Annotated in this window: 18 protein-coding genes; 11 read left to right on the top strand and 7 right to left on the bottom strand. The window is 65.3% G+C overall.

The window, feature by feature from the left end:
- Positions 1 to 24: 24 nt before the first annotated feature.
- Together HPC46_RS09545 and HPC46_RS09550 are read left to right on the top strand one after the other, a co-directional pair.
- Positions 25 to 936 carry an enoyl-CoA hydratase gene (locus tag HPC46_RS09545; protein WP_179469124.1) on the top strand — a complete coding sequence of 304 codons (912 nt, stop codon included), beginning with the start codon at positions 25 to 27 and terminating at the stop codon, positions 934 to 936.
- Positions 937 to 1259: 323 nt separating this feature from the next.
- Positions 1260 to 1793, top strand: a complete 534-nt coding sequence (locus HPC46_RS09550; protein WP_179469126.1) for a peptidoglycan endopeptidase — start codon at positions 1260 to 1262, stop codon at positions 1791 to 1793.
- A 34-nt stretch (positions 1794 to 1827) separates the two neighbouring features.
- Here HPC46_RS09550 and HPC46_RS09555 read toward each other — a convergent pair whose 3' ends face one another.
- The 3 genes from HPC46_RS09555 to HPC46_RS09565 all read right to left on the bottom strand — a co-directional run bounded on the left by HPC46_RS09555 (position 1828) and on the right by HPC46_RS09565 (position 3589).
- The gene (locus HPC46_RS09555; protein WP_179469128.1) at positions 1828 to 2025 is read right to left on the bottom strand and encodes a ferredoxin FdxE; all 198 of its coding nucleotides are present in this window, start codon (positions 2023 to 2025) and stop codon (positions 1828 to 1830) included.
- A 22-nt stretch (positions 2026 to 2047) separates the two neighbouring features.
- Complete coding sequence (locus HPC46_RS09560) at positions 2048 to 3247, bottom strand: MCE family protein (protein WP_179469130.1); 1200 nt, start codon at positions 3245 to 3247, stop codon at positions 2048 to 2050.
- A gap of 162 nt (positions 3248 to 3409) precedes the next feature.
- Entirely contained in the window at positions 3410 to 3589 is a 180-nt protein-coding gene (locus HPC46_RS09565; protein WP_179469132.1) for a hypothetical protein, read from the bottom strand.
- A 111-nt stretch (positions 3590 to 3700) separates the two neighbouring features.
- Between HPC46_RS09565 and aceA the strand changes: the two genes are divergently transcribed.
- Positions 3701 to 6004: an isocitrate lyase ICL2 gene (gene aceA, locus HPC46_RS09570; RefSeq protein ID WP_179469134.1), complete on the top strand. Its 2304-nt coding sequence runs from the start codon at positions 3701 to 3703 to the stop codon at positions 6002 to 6004.
- 7 nt (positions 6005 to 6011) lie between these two features.
- On the opposite strand, the gene HPC46_RS09575 is transcribed toward aceA, so the two are convergent.
- A complete protein-coding gene (locus HPC46_RS09575; protein WP_179469136.1) occupies positions 6012 to 6794 on the bottom strand; it encodes an SDR family NAD(P)-dependent oxidoreductase in 783 nt (260 codons plus the stop codon).
- Between the two features lie 106 nt (positions 6795 to 6900).
- On the bottom strand, positions 6901 to 7515 hold the full coding sequence (locus HPC46_RS09580) for a TetR/AcrR family transcriptional regulator (RefSeq protein ID WP_179469138.1): 615 nt from the start codon (positions 7513 to 7515) through the stop codon (positions 6901 to 6903).
- A 59-nt stretch (positions 7516 to 7574) separates the two neighbouring features.
- On the opposite strand from HPC46_RS09580, the gene HPC46_RS09585 reads away from it, so the two are divergent.
- The 6 genes from HPC46_RS09585 (at position 7575) to HPC46_RS09610 (ending at position 13383) form a co-directional block, all read left to right on the top strand.
- The gene (locus HPC46_RS09585) at positions 7575 to 8585 is read left to right on the top strand and encodes an aromatic ring-hydroxylating dioxygenase subunit alpha (RefSeq protein ID WP_179469140.1); all 1011 of its coding nucleotides are present in this window, start codon (positions 7575 to 7577) and stop codon (positions 8583 to 8585) included.
- A complete protein-coding gene (locus HPC46_RS09590; RefSeq protein WP_179469142.1) occupies positions 8572 to 9657 on the top strand; it encodes an NAD(P)H-dependent amine dehydrogenase family protein in 1086 nt (361 codons plus the stop codon). Before HPC46_RS09585 ends, HPC46_RS09590 begins: the two co-directional genes overlap by 14 nt.
- A gap of 268 nt (positions 9658 to 9925) precedes the next feature.
- Positions 9926 to 10594 carry a VldE C-terminal domain-containing protein gene (locus HPC46_RS09595; RefSeq protein WP_179469144.1) on the top strand — a complete coding sequence of 223 codons (669 nt, stop codon included), beginning with the start codon at positions 9926 to 9928 and terminating at the stop codon, positions 10592 to 10594.
- Positions 10587 to 11081, top strand: a complete 495-nt coding sequence (locus HPC46_RS09600) for an Rv2253 family sensor-like surface protein (RefSeq protein ID WP_179469146.1) — start codon at positions 10587 to 10589, stop codon at positions 11079 to 11081. Before HPC46_RS09595 ends, HPC46_RS09600 begins: the two co-directional genes overlap by 8 nt.
- An 18-nt stretch (positions 11082 to 11099) precedes the next feature.
- The gene (locus tag HPC46_RS09605) at positions 11100 to 12512 is read left to right on the top strand and encodes an NCS2 family permease (protein WP_179469148.1); all 1413 of its coding nucleotides are present in this window, start codon (positions 11100 to 11102) and stop codon (positions 12510 to 12512) included.
- Positions 12481 to 13383 carry a PHP domain-containing protein gene (locus HPC46_RS09610; protein ID WP_325096607.1) on the top strand — a complete coding sequence of 301 codons (903 nt, stop codon included), beginning with the start codon at positions 12481 to 12483 and terminating at the stop codon, positions 13381 to 13383. The genes HPC46_RS09605 and HPC46_RS09610 overlap by 32 nt, the downstream gene beginning before the upstream one ends.
- 1 nt (position 13384) lies before the next feature.
- Here the strand turns inward: HPC46_RS09610 and HPC46_RS09615 are convergent, their stop codons facing one another.
- The gene (locus HPC46_RS09615) at positions 13385 to 14080 is read right to left on the bottom strand and encodes a GntR family transcriptional regulator (RefSeq protein WP_179469150.1); all 696 of its coding nucleotides are present in this window, start codon (positions 14078 to 14080) and stop codon (positions 13385 to 13387) included.
- Positions 14077 to 14622 (bottom strand): HD family phosphohydrolase, encoded by a 546-nt coding sequence (locus HPC46_RS09620; protein WP_325096608.1) that lies wholly within the window; start codon positions 14620 to 14622, stop codon positions 14077 to 14079. The genes HPC46_RS09615 and HPC46_RS09620 overlap by 4 nt, the downstream gene beginning before the upstream one ends.
- 109 nt (positions 14623 to 14731) lie before the next feature.
- Here HPC46_RS09620 and HPC46_RS09625 point away from each other — a divergent pair, with 109 nt between their 5' ends.
- Positions 14732 to 15847, top strand: coding sequence for a TIGR03364 family FAD-dependent oxidoreductase (locus tag HPC46_RS09625; protein ID WP_179469152.1), 1116 nt, complete (start codon positions 14732 to 14734; stop codon positions 15845 to 15847).
- A gap of 15 nt (positions 15848 to 15862) precedes the next feature.
- On the top strand, positions 15863 to 16552 hold the full coding sequence (locus HPC46_RS09630) for a phosphonatase-like hydrolase (RefSeq protein ID WP_179469154.1): 690 nt from the start codon (positions 15863 to 15865) through the stop codon (positions 16550 to 16552).
- The last annotated feature ends 11 nt before the right edge of the window (positions 16553 to 16563 follow it).

Raw genomic sequence — 16563 nt, forward strand, 5'->3', positions numbered from 1 at the left:
TTCTCCTCTGCATAGAATGCGGCTATGTCCCAGGATTACACGTTCCTCACCTACGAAGAGCTCGATGACGGCCGCATCGCGCGGATCATGCTCAACCGGCCCGAGGCACGCAACGCTCAGAACCGTGGCCTGCTCGTCGAGCTGAACGAGGCGTTCCTGCGGGCCGAAGCCGACGACACGGTCCGGGTGGTGATCCTGGGCGGCCACGGGCCGATGTTCTCCTCCGGCCACGACCTCGGGTCGGCGGTGTCGCGTGCCGAGTACACCCCCGGGCCCGATCAGCACCCCAGTTTCCAGGGTCTGGGCGCCAACCGGGAGGGCGCCGAGAAGCTGATGCTGCAGGAGTGGCATCACTTCTTCGCCAATACTCGCCGCTGGCGCGACCTGCGCAAGATCACCGTCGCGCAGGTACACGGCGACGTCTATGCGGCGGCACTGATGCTGATGTGGGCGTGCGACCTGATCGTGGCCGCCGAGGGCACTCGCTTCGCCGACGTGGTCGGCACCCGGTTGGGTATGTGCGGTGTCGAGTACTTCGCACACCCGTGGGAGTTCGGGCCACGCAAGACCAAGGAGCTGATGCTCACCGGTGACGCCATGGAAGTCGACGAGGCCTACCAGCTGGGCATGATCTCGAAGGTCTTCCCGCAGGACGAGCTCGCCGACAAGACGCTGGAGTTCGCCCGCCGGATCGCCCAGGTCCCGACCATGGCGGCGCTGCTGGCCAAGGAAGCGGTCAATCAGACGCAAGACAACATGGGCTTCTACAACGCGCTGAACGCCTGCTTCACCCTGCACCAGCTCAACCACTCGCACTGGGCGCAGGTGCACGAGGAAGGCTGGCCGGTCGGCCTCGAGTCGGATGGCCTGCCGAACTGGAAGACCGCCCCGCCGATCGTGCCTGCGGTCAAGGACCAGGTCCGCGCCGAGGGCTGATCCCGGCGCCTTTTTCTGCGGATGGTCGCGATCACGGCAAAGCACCGTTTTCGGCTCACCTGAATCGTTCAAGTCATTACATACTCGTCACGACCGTGCTCGGCCGATTTCGGGGTCCACGCGACGACTGCGCCTTCGTCGGCATAGTCAGGTTGCCGAAACACCCAGGTATAGGCTTTAATTCGGGTAATGCGCAAAGCCGCAAAATCGGATTTGCTTCTGATTTCTCATCGAAATTGTTGTGTGCGCCACACACTTTCACGAAACGTGTTGGAAAACACAGACTTTGGTATGCGCGCAAATTAGTTGTTAGTTTCGGCCGCATGTTTGCAATCGCGACGTTGATGACTCTGATCAGTCAGGTGTCAGGCACGCCGTACATCCCCGGTGGGGACAGTCCGGCGGGCACCGACTGCTCGGGGCTGGCCTCCTGGGTGTCCAATGCGGCCACCGGCAGGCCCGTATACGGCAGCCGGTTCCACACCGGCAATGAGGAAGCCGCCCTCCTCGCCCGCGGATTCCACTACGGAACCGCTCCCAACTCACTGGTGATCGGCTGGAACCGCTCGCACACCGCTGTCACACTCCCCGACGGCACCCCGGTCTCCAGCGGCGAGGGCGGCGGTGTGCGGGTCGGCGGCGGCGGCGCGTATCAGCCGCAGTTCACCCACCACATGTACCTGCCGATGCCCGCCGAGGAGATGGCCGATCCGCTGGCTCCGCCGCCACCGGACGCTCCCCCGCTGGATGCTCCGCCGCCCGATGCGCCGCCACCAGCAGATCAGTTGCCACCGCCGCCCCTCGCCGATGCCCAAATGGTGCCACCGCCAGGCGATCTCATTCCCCAGCCGGCCTAAATCCCCGTCAAGAGATCCAAAAGCCCTGCGTCGCTTACGCTTCCTCGTCGAGGATCAGCGCCTCTTCCGGGCAGGCGGCCACGCCGTCCCGGGTGCGTTGTTCGTCCCCGGGCGCGACCTCATGGTCTTCCAGAGTCGAATAACCCATGTCGTCGATCGGGAACAGCTCCGGCTCGACCGCATAGCACTGCGCGTGACCGACACATCTGGACCTTTCGAGGCGAACCCGCATCGACTCAGATTAGGTGCGATCGTTACGGATTGATCGTGTTTTCCCCGACCTGACGACCCCACACGTACTCGGTGAGCAACGGCTGGCCGAGTTCGAAGTGGTTGTACGGCGCAATCGACGCGCCGTCGTCGACCACCAGGTACGGCGCCGGCCAGAAGTTGCGGTCGATCGACTGCCAGCATCCCGGCGCTCCACCCGGGCCGCCCTGGCCGTTGGTCCGTGGCAGGTTGTCGGGATAGACGTAGGGATTCGGCGCGCCGAGAATCTCGGTCACCGTATCCAGTGAGTATCCGTTGCCGCCGAAGGCGGCCAATGCCGCCGGTGACGCCTGGGCGATATTGCGCAGCCCGCAGAAGAGTTCGGGGCTGTACTTGTCGAGCAGGCGGGTGCTGGTCACCAGATCCGCCATCGCGCGGACGAAGTAGGGTTCGCCCCGTTCGAAGATGTCGGCGCCGGTGTTGCCGAAACCGATGGAGGCCAGCAATGCGGCGTCGATGTCCTTCTGCTGGCCGTTCAGCGAGTGCGCGGTGACCGTGAGGTTGTCGAGCGCGCTCCAGAGGTCCGGGCTCGCCTTGGTGTAGACGTCGGCGAGATCGGACAGCCGCTGGATGTTGCGCCGGATCTGCGGCATCTGCGGGTTGACGTCGTCGAGCACCGCGTTGCCGTTGACCAGCGACTGACCGAACCTGGATCCCAGCCCGTTCAGCGCCTCGGCGGTGGCCGACAGCGTCACGTTGAGCTTTACCGGGTCCACCTTCTCCGCGATCGAGGTGACCGTTTCGAAGAGCGTGTTGAACTCTGTGGTGACCGTCGACGCGTTGATGACGTCGGAACCGGACAGCCGGGTTGCGGCCGGGTTCTTCGGCGACGTCAGGGCGACGTACTTGTTGCCGAACACCGTGCTGGCCTTGATATCGGCGTTCACGTTGGACGGCATGCTGGCCAGAAAGCGGGGATCGACCTCCAGCGTCACCTTCGCGATCGTCTTTCCGTCACGCTCGGCCGAGACGACCTTCGTGACGCGGCCGATGATCACGCCGTTGTAAGTGACCTTTGAGCCCGAATCCATCACCAGCCCGGCGCGACTCGACTCCATGGTCAGCGCCGTCCGCGGCGACAGGTCTCCGCGGAATTGCAGATAGATCAGAGCGCAGACCGCAGCGATGACGACGAGGAACACCACGCCGGCGGTTTTCAGCGGGGGATGGTCGCGCCAACTCACCGCAGCGACTCCTTACCCCGACCCCGAGCGAAAGGGAGCCCGTCACACTGACCCCTGGTCGGTGCGGCGGACCACAGGAATGTACCCGATTTTGTATCCCACGCGAACGGCATCGGCGCAATTCGCCGCACGGAATATCCGCGGAATATTCTTTCACACCCGTCAATAGTTCACCACGCGAATACGAGAATGGAAAGTGCTGGTGCACAGCCAGTTACGTGGACGTCGGCGAATATCGTCGTCGGCCGCCGCAAAGGCGCCGCGGGTCGCTTTATCGAATTTGCTGAACTCCAGACACCCCGCGCTGGGGCCGCACGCCGGGGGCCGGTCGATCTCGATCACGGGGTGGGGTCGGTCAAACCCACTCCGGCCGGAGGAGGAGTCGGGATAATCGAACTCGCCGCCCGGGGGTTGCCGTCGGCGGGAACCGGCTCAGCGAGGAGCGTGAGATCCATGTCCATCATCGAAGCGGACGCTGCCACCCAGTCACCGTTCGAACGCGAGGTCGCCGAGACACAGCAGTACTTCGACAGTCCACGGTTCGAGGGAATCACTCGGCTCTACACCGCGCGGCAGGTCGTCGAACAGCGCGGCACGATCCCGGTCGACCAGACCGTCGCGCGCGAGGCGTCCACCGCGTTCTACAAGCGCCTGCGTGAACTCTTCGCCGCCAAGAAGAGCATCACCACCTTCGGCCCGTATTCGCCGGGCCAGGCGGTGACCATGAAGCGGATGGGTATCGAGGGCATTTATCTCGGCGGCTGGGCCACCTCGGCGAAGGGCTCGACCACCGAGGACCCCGGCCCGGACCTCGCCAGCTATCCGTTGAGCCAGGTGCCCGATGAGGCCGCCGGACTGGTGCGCGCACTGCTGACCGCCGACCGCAACCAGCAGTATCTGCGCCTGCAGATGACCCCCGAACAGCGCGCGGCACAGCCGGCCGTCGACTACCGCCCGTTCATCATCGCCGATGCCGACACCGGACACGGCGGAGATCCGCACGTGCGCAACCTGATTCGGCGTTTTGTCGAGGCAGGAGTGGCCGGCTACCACATCGAGGACCAGCGCCCCGGCACCAAGAAGTGCGGCCATCAGGGCGGCAAGGTGCTGGTGCCGTCCGATGAACAGCTCAAGCGGCTCAACACCGCTCGCTTCCAGCTCGACATCATGAATGTGCCCGGCATCATCGTCGCCCGCACCGACGCCGAGGCGGCCAACCTCATCGACAGCCGCGCCGACGAGCGCGACCAGCCGTTCCTGCTCGGTGCGACCAACCTCAAGGTGCCCCCGTACAAGTCGTGCTTCTTGGCCATGGTCCGCGGGTTCTACGAGGCCGGGGTCACCGAACTCAACGGGCACCTGCTCTACGCGCTGCCCGAGGGCGAGTACGCGGTGGCCGATGCATGGTTGCGACGCCAGGGCATCGTCGACCTCATCGCCGCGCAGGCCGCCGCCTGGCGCGACGGCCAGGAGCATTCGCTGGACGCGCTGTTCGACAAGGTCGAGTCGAAGTTCGTCGACGCCTGGCAGGACGACGCCGGACTGGACACCTACGGCGGCGCGGTGGCCGAACTCCTCAAGTTCCGCGAGGGCGAGGGCGAGCCGCATGAGATGAGCGCCGCGGACTGGCTCGCCTTCGCCAAGACCGCATCGCTGTACGTCGCCCGGGAGAAGGCCCGCGAGCTGGGCGTGGACGCACCCTGGGATCCCGAGCGGGCCAAGACGCCCGAGGGCTACTACCAGGTGCGCGGCGGTATCCCGTATGCGATCGCGAAATCCCTTGCCGCAGCGCCGTTTGCGGATCTGCTCTGGATGGAGACCAAGACCGCTGACCTGGCCGACGCCCGCGAGTTCGCCGACGCCGTGCACGCGGTGTATCCGGACAAGATGCTGGCCTACAACCTGTCCCCCTCGTTCAACTGGGATACCACCGGGATGAGCGACGAGGAGATGCGGGCATTCCCCGAAGATCTGGCGAAGATGGGCTTCGTCTTCAATTTCATGACCTACGGCGGTCATCAGATCGACGGTGTCGCCGCCGAGGAGTTCGCCACCGCCCTTCGCCAGGACGGCATGCTCGCGCTGGCCCGCCTGCAGCGCAAGATGCGCCTGGTCGAATCGCCCTACCGCACACCGCAAACCCTGGTCGGCGGTCCGCGCAGCGATGCCGCGCTGGCCGCGTCGTCGGGCCGGACCGCCACCACGAAGTCGATGGGCAAGGGCTCCACCCAGCACCAGCACCTGGTGCAGACCGAGGTGCCCAAGAAGCTCCTCGAAGAGTGGCTGGCCCTGTGGAGCGAGCACTACCAGCTCGGCGAGAAGCTGCGGGTGAGTCTGCGACCACGGCGGGCCGGCGGCGAGGTGCTCGAACTGGGCATCTACGGCGCCCGGGACGACGGAGGCGAGGAGGAGCTGCTGGCCAACGTGCTCGTCGACCCGATCAAGGACCGGCACGGCCGCAGCATCCTGACGGTGCGCGACCAGAACACCTTCGCCGAGAAGCTACGCCAGAAGCGCCTGATGACGCTGATCCACCTGTGGATGGTGCACCGGTTCAAGGCCGACGCGGTCTATTACGTGACGCCGACCGAGGACAACATCTATCAGGCCGACAAGATGAAGGCGCACGGCATCTTCAGCAATGTGCACAAGGATGTCGGCGAGATCATCGTGGCCGACGTGAACCATGACCGGATCGCCGAGCTGCTCGAGCCCGACCAGGCGGCGCTCAAGCGGCTGATCGCCAAAGAGGACTGAATCCGGCTTACTTGCGCATGCCGCCGCTGACGGTGAGATCGTCGCCGGTGACGAACGACGACGCCGCACTGGCGAGATACAGCGCCGGGCCGACGATCTCACTGACATCGGCTATCCGGTTCTGCGAATTGAGGCTGGCCAGCCATTCCAGGGACCCGGGCTGGAATTCTTCGGCCCGTTCCAGGATGTCGGTCATGAATGAGCCGGGACTGAGGATGTTCGCGCGAATTTTCCAGGGAGACCAGACTTTTGACATCATGACGGTCAGGTGCCGCAGCGCGGCCTTCGACGCTCCGTATGCGACGGCCTCCGGGCTGCCTTCGTAGCCCTGGGTGCTGCCGATATTGATGATGCTGCCACCGCCGCCGTCACGCATGACCGGTGCGACACACTGGCTCATCCTCAGGACACCGTCGAGGTTGACGCTGAACACCTTGCGCCACAACTCCAGCGACACGTCGTCGAGGAACTGCATCCCCGGGTTGATGCCGGCATTGTTGACGAGCACGTCGATCCGGCCGAAGTGATCGACCACCCGCTCGACGCAGGCGGTGATCGCGTCCCAGTCCCCCATATGGCAGCCGATGCCGATGACGTCGCGGCCGGTGGCGGCCCGAATCTCGTCGGCCGCAACGCTGGAACGCTCCTGATCGCGCCCGGTCACCACGACCGACGCGCCCGCACGGGCGAATCCTTGCGCCATCGCCCGCCCGAGGCCGCGCGTCGAACCCGTCACGATGGCGACCCGTCCGGTCAGCGAGAACAGTTCGCGCGGATCCTGATTGTCCATACCCTGCACCATACTGGAAGTATTACGGTAAGTCCCTACGGCGAAACCGACATTTGGCAGGGGAAGGTCGAGAGAACCCCGACATTTCGTCGATCTCGGCGTGGATCTACTGCAGGTAGGCCACGATCGCGTTCGTCAGCCCGCGGCGGGCCGCGTCGAGGTCGCCGTAGCTGCCGAGCTGCTTCTCCGAGGCGATACCGCGCATGGCGCCGGGAATCAGCCAGGCCATCTCGCGGACGCGCTGCGGGTCCACATGCAGATCAGCGAACGCCTTTTGGCAGGTCTCCTGCCACCCCTGGCCCCACGAGAACAATTCGGCGGCGGTCTGCGGATACTGCCGCTCGAGGTCGGCATGCTCCCGCGGCAGCGCGGCACGCAGGTTTTCGATCGCGCGGGAGTCCCGATTGGTCAGGCCGTCGTAGAGCGTGTCGATGATGCCCGCCACGCGGTCACGCAGAGTCGCCGACGTGTCCGGCGGAGTGAAGATATTGGCCCGGCGCTGCGCGGTGTAGCGCAGCACGGCCGCCCAAAACCCGTCGGTATCACCGAATTGGTATTGCACGGTGCCCCAGGTCGCGCCGGCCTCCTTGGCGATGCGGTTGGCCGACACCGCGCCGGGCTGACCGGACGCCAGCGCGGTCAAAGCGGCTTCGAGCAGGCTCTCACGCGTAGCCGAACCTCGCTTGTTCGGCCGTCGTCGCGCACTGTCCGCTTCCGCCACACTGGAATGCTATCTCAGATTCATTGACACTTCTATGATCTGTTTCTAGACTCGCCAGCGTGGCAAAACCGTCCCTGTCGATGAAACCCACCGGCTGGTTCCAGGTGGCGTGGTCCGACGAGATCGCGGTGGGCGACGTCAGGAGAATGAAGTACTTCGGCACCGACATGGTCGCCTGGCGCGCGCAGTCCGGCGCTCTCACCGTGATGGACGCCTACTGCGAACATCTGGGCGCCCATCTCGGCTACGGCGGCCAGGTGGTCGGTGAGGTCATCCAGTGCCCATTCCACGGCTGGCAGTGGAACCACGAGGGTCGCAACGTCTGTATTCCGTACCAGGACAGGCCAAATCGCGGTCGTCGCATTCCGACCTACCCTGTGGTCGAGCGCAATTCGTCGGTGTACATCTGGCACGACATCGGAGGTCGGCCGCCGTTCTTCGAGGCGCCGGACATCTTCGCCGATTTCGGTGACGACAGCACCGCCGCGGACTACTACCCCCAGGCTCGCCTGTACCGCCCCGAGCTGGAGCTGCATCCGCAGTACGTGCTCGAGAACGGGGTCGACTTCGCGCATTTCAAATTCGTGCACCAGACCCCGATCGTGCCGCTGTTCACTCGCCACGACTTCGACGAACCGGTGTCCTACGTCGACTTCACCATCACCTTCGAAGGTGACGAGGGCCAGATCATCGACGACATCAACAGCGGCGTCGAGGCGATCAACGGCGGACTCGGCGTCGCCGTCACCAAAAGCTGGGGCATGATCGACAACCGGACCATCTCCGCGGTCACCCCGGTCGACGAGAACACCTCCGATGTCCGGTTCATGGTCTACATCGGCCGAAAGCCCGGCGACGACAGCCCCAAGGCCGAAGCCAAGGCGCGCGCCTTCGCCCAGGACGTGATCGACCAGTTTGCCGCCGATATCGAGATCTGGCAGCACCAGCGCTACACGCACCGGCCCGCGTTGGCCGCAGACGAATTCGACGGCTTCACGGCAATTCGCAAGTGGGCCAGCCAGTTCTATGAATCCGACCATCAAGGAGAACCTGCTCATGTCAGCCAATAGACCGATCCGGGTTTTCCAGGTGGCGACGGGAAACGTCGGCACCGAGATGATCAAGAGAATCCGCGAGCACCGCGGCCTGGAACTCGTCGGCCTGCACTGCTACACGCCCGAGAAGGTCGGTCGCGACGCCGGCGAGATCGCCGGGCTGGCCCCGATCGGTGTCACCGCAACGGGTTCCATCGACGAGATCATCGCCGCCAAACCGGATGTGCTGACCTTCCACGGGGTGTTCCCCGACGAAGACCTCTACGTCAAAGTGCTCGAGGCGGGCATCAACATCGTCACCACCGCCGACTGGATCACCGGCTGGCACCGCGACACCAATCACCCGCACCACTCCGGCAAAAAGGTGTCCCAACTTCTCCAAGAGGCTTGCGAGAGAGGCGGTTCCACGTTCTATGGCACCGGCATGAACCCGGGGGTCAACCAGATTCTCGGCGTGGTCTGCTCAGCCGATGTCGCCGAGATCGAGAACATCACCACCATCGAGTCCGTCGACGTGTCCTGCCACCATTCGCAGGAGACCTGGAAAGAGGTCGGCTACGGCCTGCCCGTCGACGATCCGTCATTGCCGGGCAAGCTCGAGAAGTACACCCGGGTTTTCGCCGACAGCGTGCTCATGATGGCCGACTGTTTCGACCTCGAACTCGACGAGGTCAAGTTCAGCTACGAGCTCGGTGCCTGCACCAAGGACGTCGACCTCGGATGGATACAGATGCCCAAGGGCTCGCTGGGCGGCAACTATCTCAAGTATCAGGGCATGGTCGACGGCGTGCCGCGAGTGGAGACTCACCTCGAGTGGCAGATGACGCCGCACACCGATCCGAGCTGGAACATCCGGGGCTGCTACATCACCCAGATCACCGGCGACCCGCACATCTACAACAAGCACATGATCTTCCCGAAGCCCGGCGTCGACCTGTCCGACGTGGCGTCGTTCGCCTCCATCGGGATGACCGTCACGGGCTTGCCGGCCCTCAACGCGATCCCCGCCGTAGTTGCCGCTCCGCCGGGTTTGATCACGAGTGCGGACCTTCCCCTGCGCGGATTTGCGGGGCGATTCAAAAAATGAGGACCCGCCGAACGGCAGTTCGCTGACGCGTCCGGAGCGAACTGAAGACACGACGGTATCGCTCCGGATTCGTTTTGGTGAACAAAAGATGAACACGCTGTTCAGCTAGCGAATCTACAGCGGATTCCGGCCGGCGTGCCGGGTCGGAACACGAGTTCGACAGCAACATCCGATGCGATAAACGAAGGGCGTCTGGACCGCTCCGGCATCGGACGGAAGATAGCGAACGGTGTTCAACTGCCGGAATAGTCCAGGTAGAGTGCCGTCCGTGGGCAGACACCGGTTAGCCAGGCCGCGGCGGCGCTGGTCGGTCGCGGTGGTAGCGCTCGCCGCACTCCCGGTGGCCGGCATTCTCACCGCGAGCGCCGGCGGGATACCCACCAACGCGGTCTCGGGCACCCTCGAATGCTGCGCCGAACTCGTCGCCGCCGGACCCCAGGACCCCACCACCGCACCGGCCGGTACGCACTACATCGCCTTGACCCAGGCCGAACTGGTGGCCAGCCGAAGCGCCGTGAACCGCACGCCCCTGCGCGCGCTGCCCGCGGGTGTCGGGATCGAACGGGGCTTGCAGATCAAGACGATCCTGGCCGAGCGCCTCATCAGCGCCTACTTCCCCGAGATCCACAGCATCGGCGGCGTCCGGCCGGACTACTTGAAGTGGCATCCCAATGGGCAGGCCATCGACGTGATGATCCCGAATTATCAGAGCCCCGAAGGTAAGGAGCTGGGCGACCGCATCGCGGCCTTCGCTCTGGCCAACGCCGACCGGTTGTCGCTGAATCACGTGATCTGGCGGCGCATCATGTACGACAAGAACGGGAAGCCCTTCCTGATGGGCAATCTCGGATCCGATGACGCCAACCACTACACTCACGTACACATCGCTACCGACGGTGGCGGCTATCCCACCGGTGGCGAGAGTTATTTTGGCTGATTCCAAGAACTTCTGGGCGTTCGCCCTTCTGCTGAGCGGTGCGCTGGCGGCTGCGCCGGTCGCGCAGGCCGACGAAGCATTCTGGGGTGGTTGGTACAAGATCACCTTCCACACCGACCAGAAGTCCGGCACCAGTGTTGCGGCCACGCAGCAGGAGACGCCGTACACCGCCTCCTACAAGATCACCACGAACTGTGCGTCCGACATCTGCACCGCTTCTGTGCTGGACGGGCCGACGCCCAAGGAGAACGCAACGCAGTCAACCACTTTCGTGTGGTCTGATTCGCAATGGTCGCGCTCGAACAGCTGGCGATGGGATTGCACACTGCCGGACGGCACGATCACCTACGATCCGGCGCACTCGGTGACGACCTACAAGCCGCAGTCCGACGGCTCGTTGTCGGGAACGTTCCAGACCACGATCGAGAGCGGTGCCTGTCAGGGCACGGTCATCATCCCGGTAACGGCGGTTCCCACCTCGTCCTGACCCTCTAGGGTGCCAAGCATGAATCGTCTCGATCGCTTCTTCGAGATCAGCGCCCGCGGGTCGACGATCGGTGCCGAGGTTCGCGGCGGCCTGGTCACGTTCATCGCCATGGCCTACATCATTGTGTTAAACCCGATCATCTTGTCAGGGGCCGCCGACGTGACCGGCAACAGGCTGGGGTTCGCGCAGGTTTCGGCGACCACCTCGTTGGCGGCCGGCGTGATGACGATCCTGTTCGGCATCTTCGCCCGGATGCCGTTCGCGTTCGCCGCCGGTCTCGGCATCAACTCGTTTCTCGCGACAACGGTGGTCGGCACGGTCAGCTGGCCCGAGGCGATGGGCCTGGTGGTGATCAACGGGCTCATCATCGTCGCTCTGGCCGTCACCGGGCTGCGCAGGCTGGTCTTCGATGCCGTACCCATCCAGCTCAAACTCGCGATCACCGCGGGCATCGGGTTGTTCATCATGTTCATCGGCCTGGTCGACGCCGGTTTCATCTCGTCGACCGGATTACCTTCTCCCCCGGTCGGATTGGGCGGCGGCGGGCACGGTTCGATCAGCGCGGTGCCCACCGTGGTGTTCGTGTTCACCCTCTTGGTCACCGCCGTCCTCGTGGTGCGCAAGGTTCGAGGCGGCATTCTGATCGGGCTGGTGGCGGGCACCGTCGTCGCGGTCATCATCGAGGCGATCTGGCATCTGGGATCCGCGACGCAGAAGCCGGGCGGCTGGACGTTGTCGGTGCCGGCGCTGTCGGGGTCGCCCTTCGCGTTTCCCGACCTGTCGCTGGTGGGCGCCTTCAGTTTCGACAGTTTCGGACGGATCGGCGTCCTGGCCGCCACGATGCTGGTGTTCACGTTGGTGTTCGCCAACTTCTTCGACGCGATGGGAACGTTCACCGGGCTGTCGCGCGAGGCCGGCCTGGCCGACGAGAGCGGGAACTTTGCGCGCTTGCGCTCGGCGCTCGTCGTGGAGGGTGCCGGCGCGGTGGTCGGCGGCGCAGGCTCCGCGTCGTCGAACACCGTGTTCATCGAGTCCGGCGCCGGTATCGAGGAAGGTGCCCGCACCGGGCTGGCCAACCTCGTCACCGGCGCGCTGTTCCTGGCCGCCATGTTCATCGGGCCGCTGGCCCAGATCGTGCCGACCGAAGTCGCCGCGGCCGCGCTGGTGATCGTCGGAACCATGATGTTCTCTGCGCTTCGGCACGTGGACGTCTCGGAATTCTCGGTCGCCCTGCCCGTCGTGCTGACTGTCGCCGTGATGCCGTTCAGCTACTCGATCGCCAACGGCATCGGCGTCGGCTTCATCACCTGGGTCGTGGTGCGATCGGCGGCGGGCAAGGCGCGCGAGATCAGTCCCCTGCTGTGGATCGTCGCGGCAGGGTTCGTGCTGTACTTCACCCGTGCCGGGATCGAGTCACTGCTCGGGGCGTGAGCAGGGGCTCGACGAGATTCCCCAGGTGCATGGCACGATGGCGCTGATGCTGCCTACCGACAACCACGTGCACTCACGATGGTCCTGGGACACTGCGGGTTCGTCCTCGATGGAGCTGGCGTGCGCTCGGGCTGTCGAATTGGGCATCCCGGGTTTGGCGTTCACCGAGCACGTCGACTTCACGGCCTGGCATTCCGGCGACGTCGGCAGTCGCTGCGGCCACACCGTCGGGCCGCGGCCGCATGTCCAGCCGTTCGATGTCGAGGGCTACTCGGCCGATCTTGCGCGATGCCGAGAATCGTTCCCGCAGCTGCACATTCTGTCCGGAATCGAGGCCGGCGAGCCGCATCTGTTCTCCAGCGGCGTGGCCGCCGTCCTCGCTTCCGGCGACTTCGACCGGGTGCTTGGCAGCCTTCACGCGATCGAGTGCGAGGGCGAGTTGCAATTCGTCGACCATGCGCTGTTCGCCCGGCTCGATGCCGGCGCGCTCATGTGCCGGTATTTCGAGGAATTGCTCGTGCTTGTGGAGAGCTCGGCTGTGTTCGGTGTGCTCGCGCACTGCGACTACCCCCGCCGATACTGGCCTGCGTCGTCGGGTGGATACCACGAGGACGAATTCGAGGAGCGCTACCGGGCGGTGTTTCGTGCTCTGGCCGCCTCGGGTCGGGCCTTGGAGATCAACACCCGAAGTCCGCTGGCATCAGTGGACTTGGTGAGTTGGTGGTGGCAGTCCGGCGGGGATGCGGTGTCCTTCGGCAGCGACGCGCACGCTCCCTATTCGGTGGGCAACCACTTCGCGGTTGCCGTCGACATTGTGGAGGCTGCCGGATTCCGGCCCGGCCGTGACCGTTTCGACTTCTGGCGTCGCTGACTCACGCGTCGTCGACGAGTGTGGTCTGGAACGCGACACGGTCGCCGCGGTACAGCGCACGCACCATCTCGATCGGCCTGCCGCGCGAATCCAGCGAGCGCCTGCGCAGATGCAGCATCGGCATCGCGGTCGTGGTCAGCAGCAGACCGGCCTCACGGGGAGTCGGCAGGATCGTCTCGATGAGCTCCTCGGCCGAGGCGAAGTGCACGCCCGTCGTCCGGATCGCGGCGTAGAGCGAGGTTTCCGGATCGAAGCTGTCGTAGAGTCCGCCGAACCGAGCGGTCGGCAGATAAGTGCTCTCGAGTCCGATGCGCTCGTTGTCGGCCAGCAAAACACGCTCCAGATGCATCACCGGTTCGCCCACTTGGACGTCGAGTCCGCCCGACAGATCCGGGGTGGCCTCGATATCCGCCCAGGTCACCAGGATGCGGCCCGGCTTTCGGCCCATCCGCTCGGCGCCCTCGGTGTACGACCGAAGCGAAAGCGGTTGTGTCAGTTTCGGTTTGGCCACCACCGTGCCGCGGCCACGGCGTTGGATGCGGCCCTCCAGCAACAACTCGTGCAATGCTTGCCGAACCGTGTCGCGAGCGACACCGAAGCGCACGGCCAAGTCCCGCTCGGCGGGTACCGGATCTCCCTCCGTCAGGCCGGCCAAGAGTTCGTCGAGTCCGTTGCGAACGAGGTGCACCTTGCTCATGCCGCGCCGCGCCGTCCGAGCACCCGCCGGGCGACGCGGAGTACGTCCTCGATGGTGGCCGCGGACGCGCCGGGGACTTTCGCGGCATCATCGTAGGACCGGAGCCGCAGCGCATCGGACCACCATGGGTGACAGATCATTTCGCCATCCACCGCCGCACCGCCCTGCGCCTGCAGGGACAGCACCGAAGTGGCCGACAGGGTTGCGAAGTAGCCGGGATCGGTCGCTGCCAGATAGCGCTTGGCCGCGACATGCGCTCCGGCAAGCCATCCCACGCGGGCACCGTATCGGGGTGTGAGCCAGTCTCGTGCGGCCGCATCGTGACAACGCCGGTTCGGCAAATCGCACAGCGGACTGTGCGCAAGGTCGTGCAGCGCGGCAGCAAGCACCAGCTCGTCGTCCGCGCCGTCGTCAACGGCTCGGGCGGCCGCCTGCAGCGCGTGGTCGAGGTCATCGACCGCGTCTTCGTCCCACACTCCGCGCAGGGAACCCAATAACGCGGCAGTCTCGGCCAACACGATCGATTCCTCGGTCTGAGTCACCGCCACAGATTACCTCGAATTGGTCTATACCAATCGTTAATGTTCTGTTCAGGCGGGCAGAACCGCACCGTAGGTCCACCGACGCTCGGGGTGTAGAACCTCGATACCCATGCGGGTGACGATTGTCGGTGGCGGCGTGCTCGGCACGGCGCATGCCTGGGAAGCCGTCGAGCGCGGACACAGCGTCCTCCATCTCGAACGGGAGATCGAGGCCCGCGGCGCCACGGTTCGCAACTTCGGACTGGTGTGGGTGTCCGGGCGAGCAGATCACGAACTCGGTGCCGCGCTCCGAGCCCGCGAGTTATGGGAGAAGATCGGTGAGCGTGTTGCCGGCGTCGGCTTTCGGCCCGTCGGATCGGTGACCGTGCTTCGCACCGACCGTGAGCTGGCCGTCGCAGACGAAGTCTCCCGGCGCCCGGACGCAGCCCGGCGCGGCTTCCGCGTGCTGGGCGCGAACGAGGTTCGCGCCCTCAATCCCGCTCTGCGCGGTACGTTCACCGCCGGACTTCACTGCTCACGCGATGCCGCGGTGGAGTCCCGTCACGCGCTGCCGGCCATCCGGGCCCACCTGGAGAGCACCGGTCGCTACACCTTCCTGGCCGGCACCGAAGCCCGCTCCGTCGACGGCGGCATCGTGCGCGACGATCGGGGTGGCAGGCACGAGAGCGATGTGGTGCTGCTGTGCCCGGGCGCGGCACATGGCGGGCTGACTCGGGAAGTCGCCGGCGACCTCCCGGTGCGACGTGTCCGGCTGCAGATGATGCAGACGGAGCCGCTGGGTGAACGCCTCACCACCGCCATCGCCGACGGCGACAGCTTCCGGTACTACCCCGGTTACGCCGGATCGGCGCTGAACGAACTGCGGGACAACGAACCTCAACACACAGTTGCCGATACGAACCAGATGCAGCTTCTGTGTGTCCAGCGCCTACACGGCGGGCTCACCATCGGCGACACCCACGAGTACACCGAACCGTTCGGGTTCGACGTCCACGAGCCACCGTACGAGTACCTGACCGACCTGGTCTCCGAACTCCTCGGCCGGCCGCTGCCCCCCGTTCGGCAGCGCTGGGCAGGCGTCTACAGCCAGTGCACCGACCCCGGCGAACTGGTGTGCCGACGGGCGATCGGGCACGACCTGTGGGTGATCACCGGACCCGGCGGTCGTGGAATGACACTGGCTCCGGCGATCGCGGAACACACCGCCGAACTCATCGGCATCTGAGCACAACGAAGGAATATGGTGGCGGACAACACTATTCAGCTGACGGTAATCGACATGGCCGGTACCACGGTGGCCGATGACGGTTTGGTGGTCGAGGCGTTCGAGGCAGCGGCAACCGCCGCGGGTCTGCCATCAAGCGGCGCCGAACGCGACCACGCCCGCCAGTTCGTGCTCGACACCATGGGGCAGTCGAAGATCTCCGTGTTCCGGTCCTTGTTTGTGCGCGAAGAGCTTGCGCAGCAAGCTAATCGGGCATTCGAGGCCGCCTATGAAGGGCTCATCCACGAGGGCAGGGCCCGCCCACTCCCCGGTGCTGCCGAGGCCCTCACCACGCTACGTGGCGCCGGGGTGAAGGTCGCGTTGACGACGGGTTTCAGCGCCACCACCCAGGAGAAACTCTTGGCCGCCCTGGGCTGGGAGTCGCTGGCCGATCTCGTGCTGGCACCTGGGCATGGTGTGCGAGGCAGGCCGTACCCGGACCTGATCCTGACCGCCCTGATGCGTCTGCAGGCCGACGGTGTTGGCAACGTCGCCGCACTCGGCGATACCAGCAGTGACATCGACAGCGCACACCGAGCGGGCTGCGCTATCGCGGCCGGAACGCTGACCGGGGCCCACAACCGCCAGCAGCTCCACGATGCGGGTGCGACACACATCGTGCCGACCGTCACCGAGTTCGCTGATCTTGTCCTGCAATTCCGCTGAAAACGAGAGGT

Source organism: Mycolicibacterium vinylchloridicum (assembly GCF_013404075.1).
GTDB lineage: Bacteria > Actinomycetota > Actinomycetes > Mycobacteriales > Mycobacteriaceae > Mycobacterium > Mycobacterium vinylchloridicum.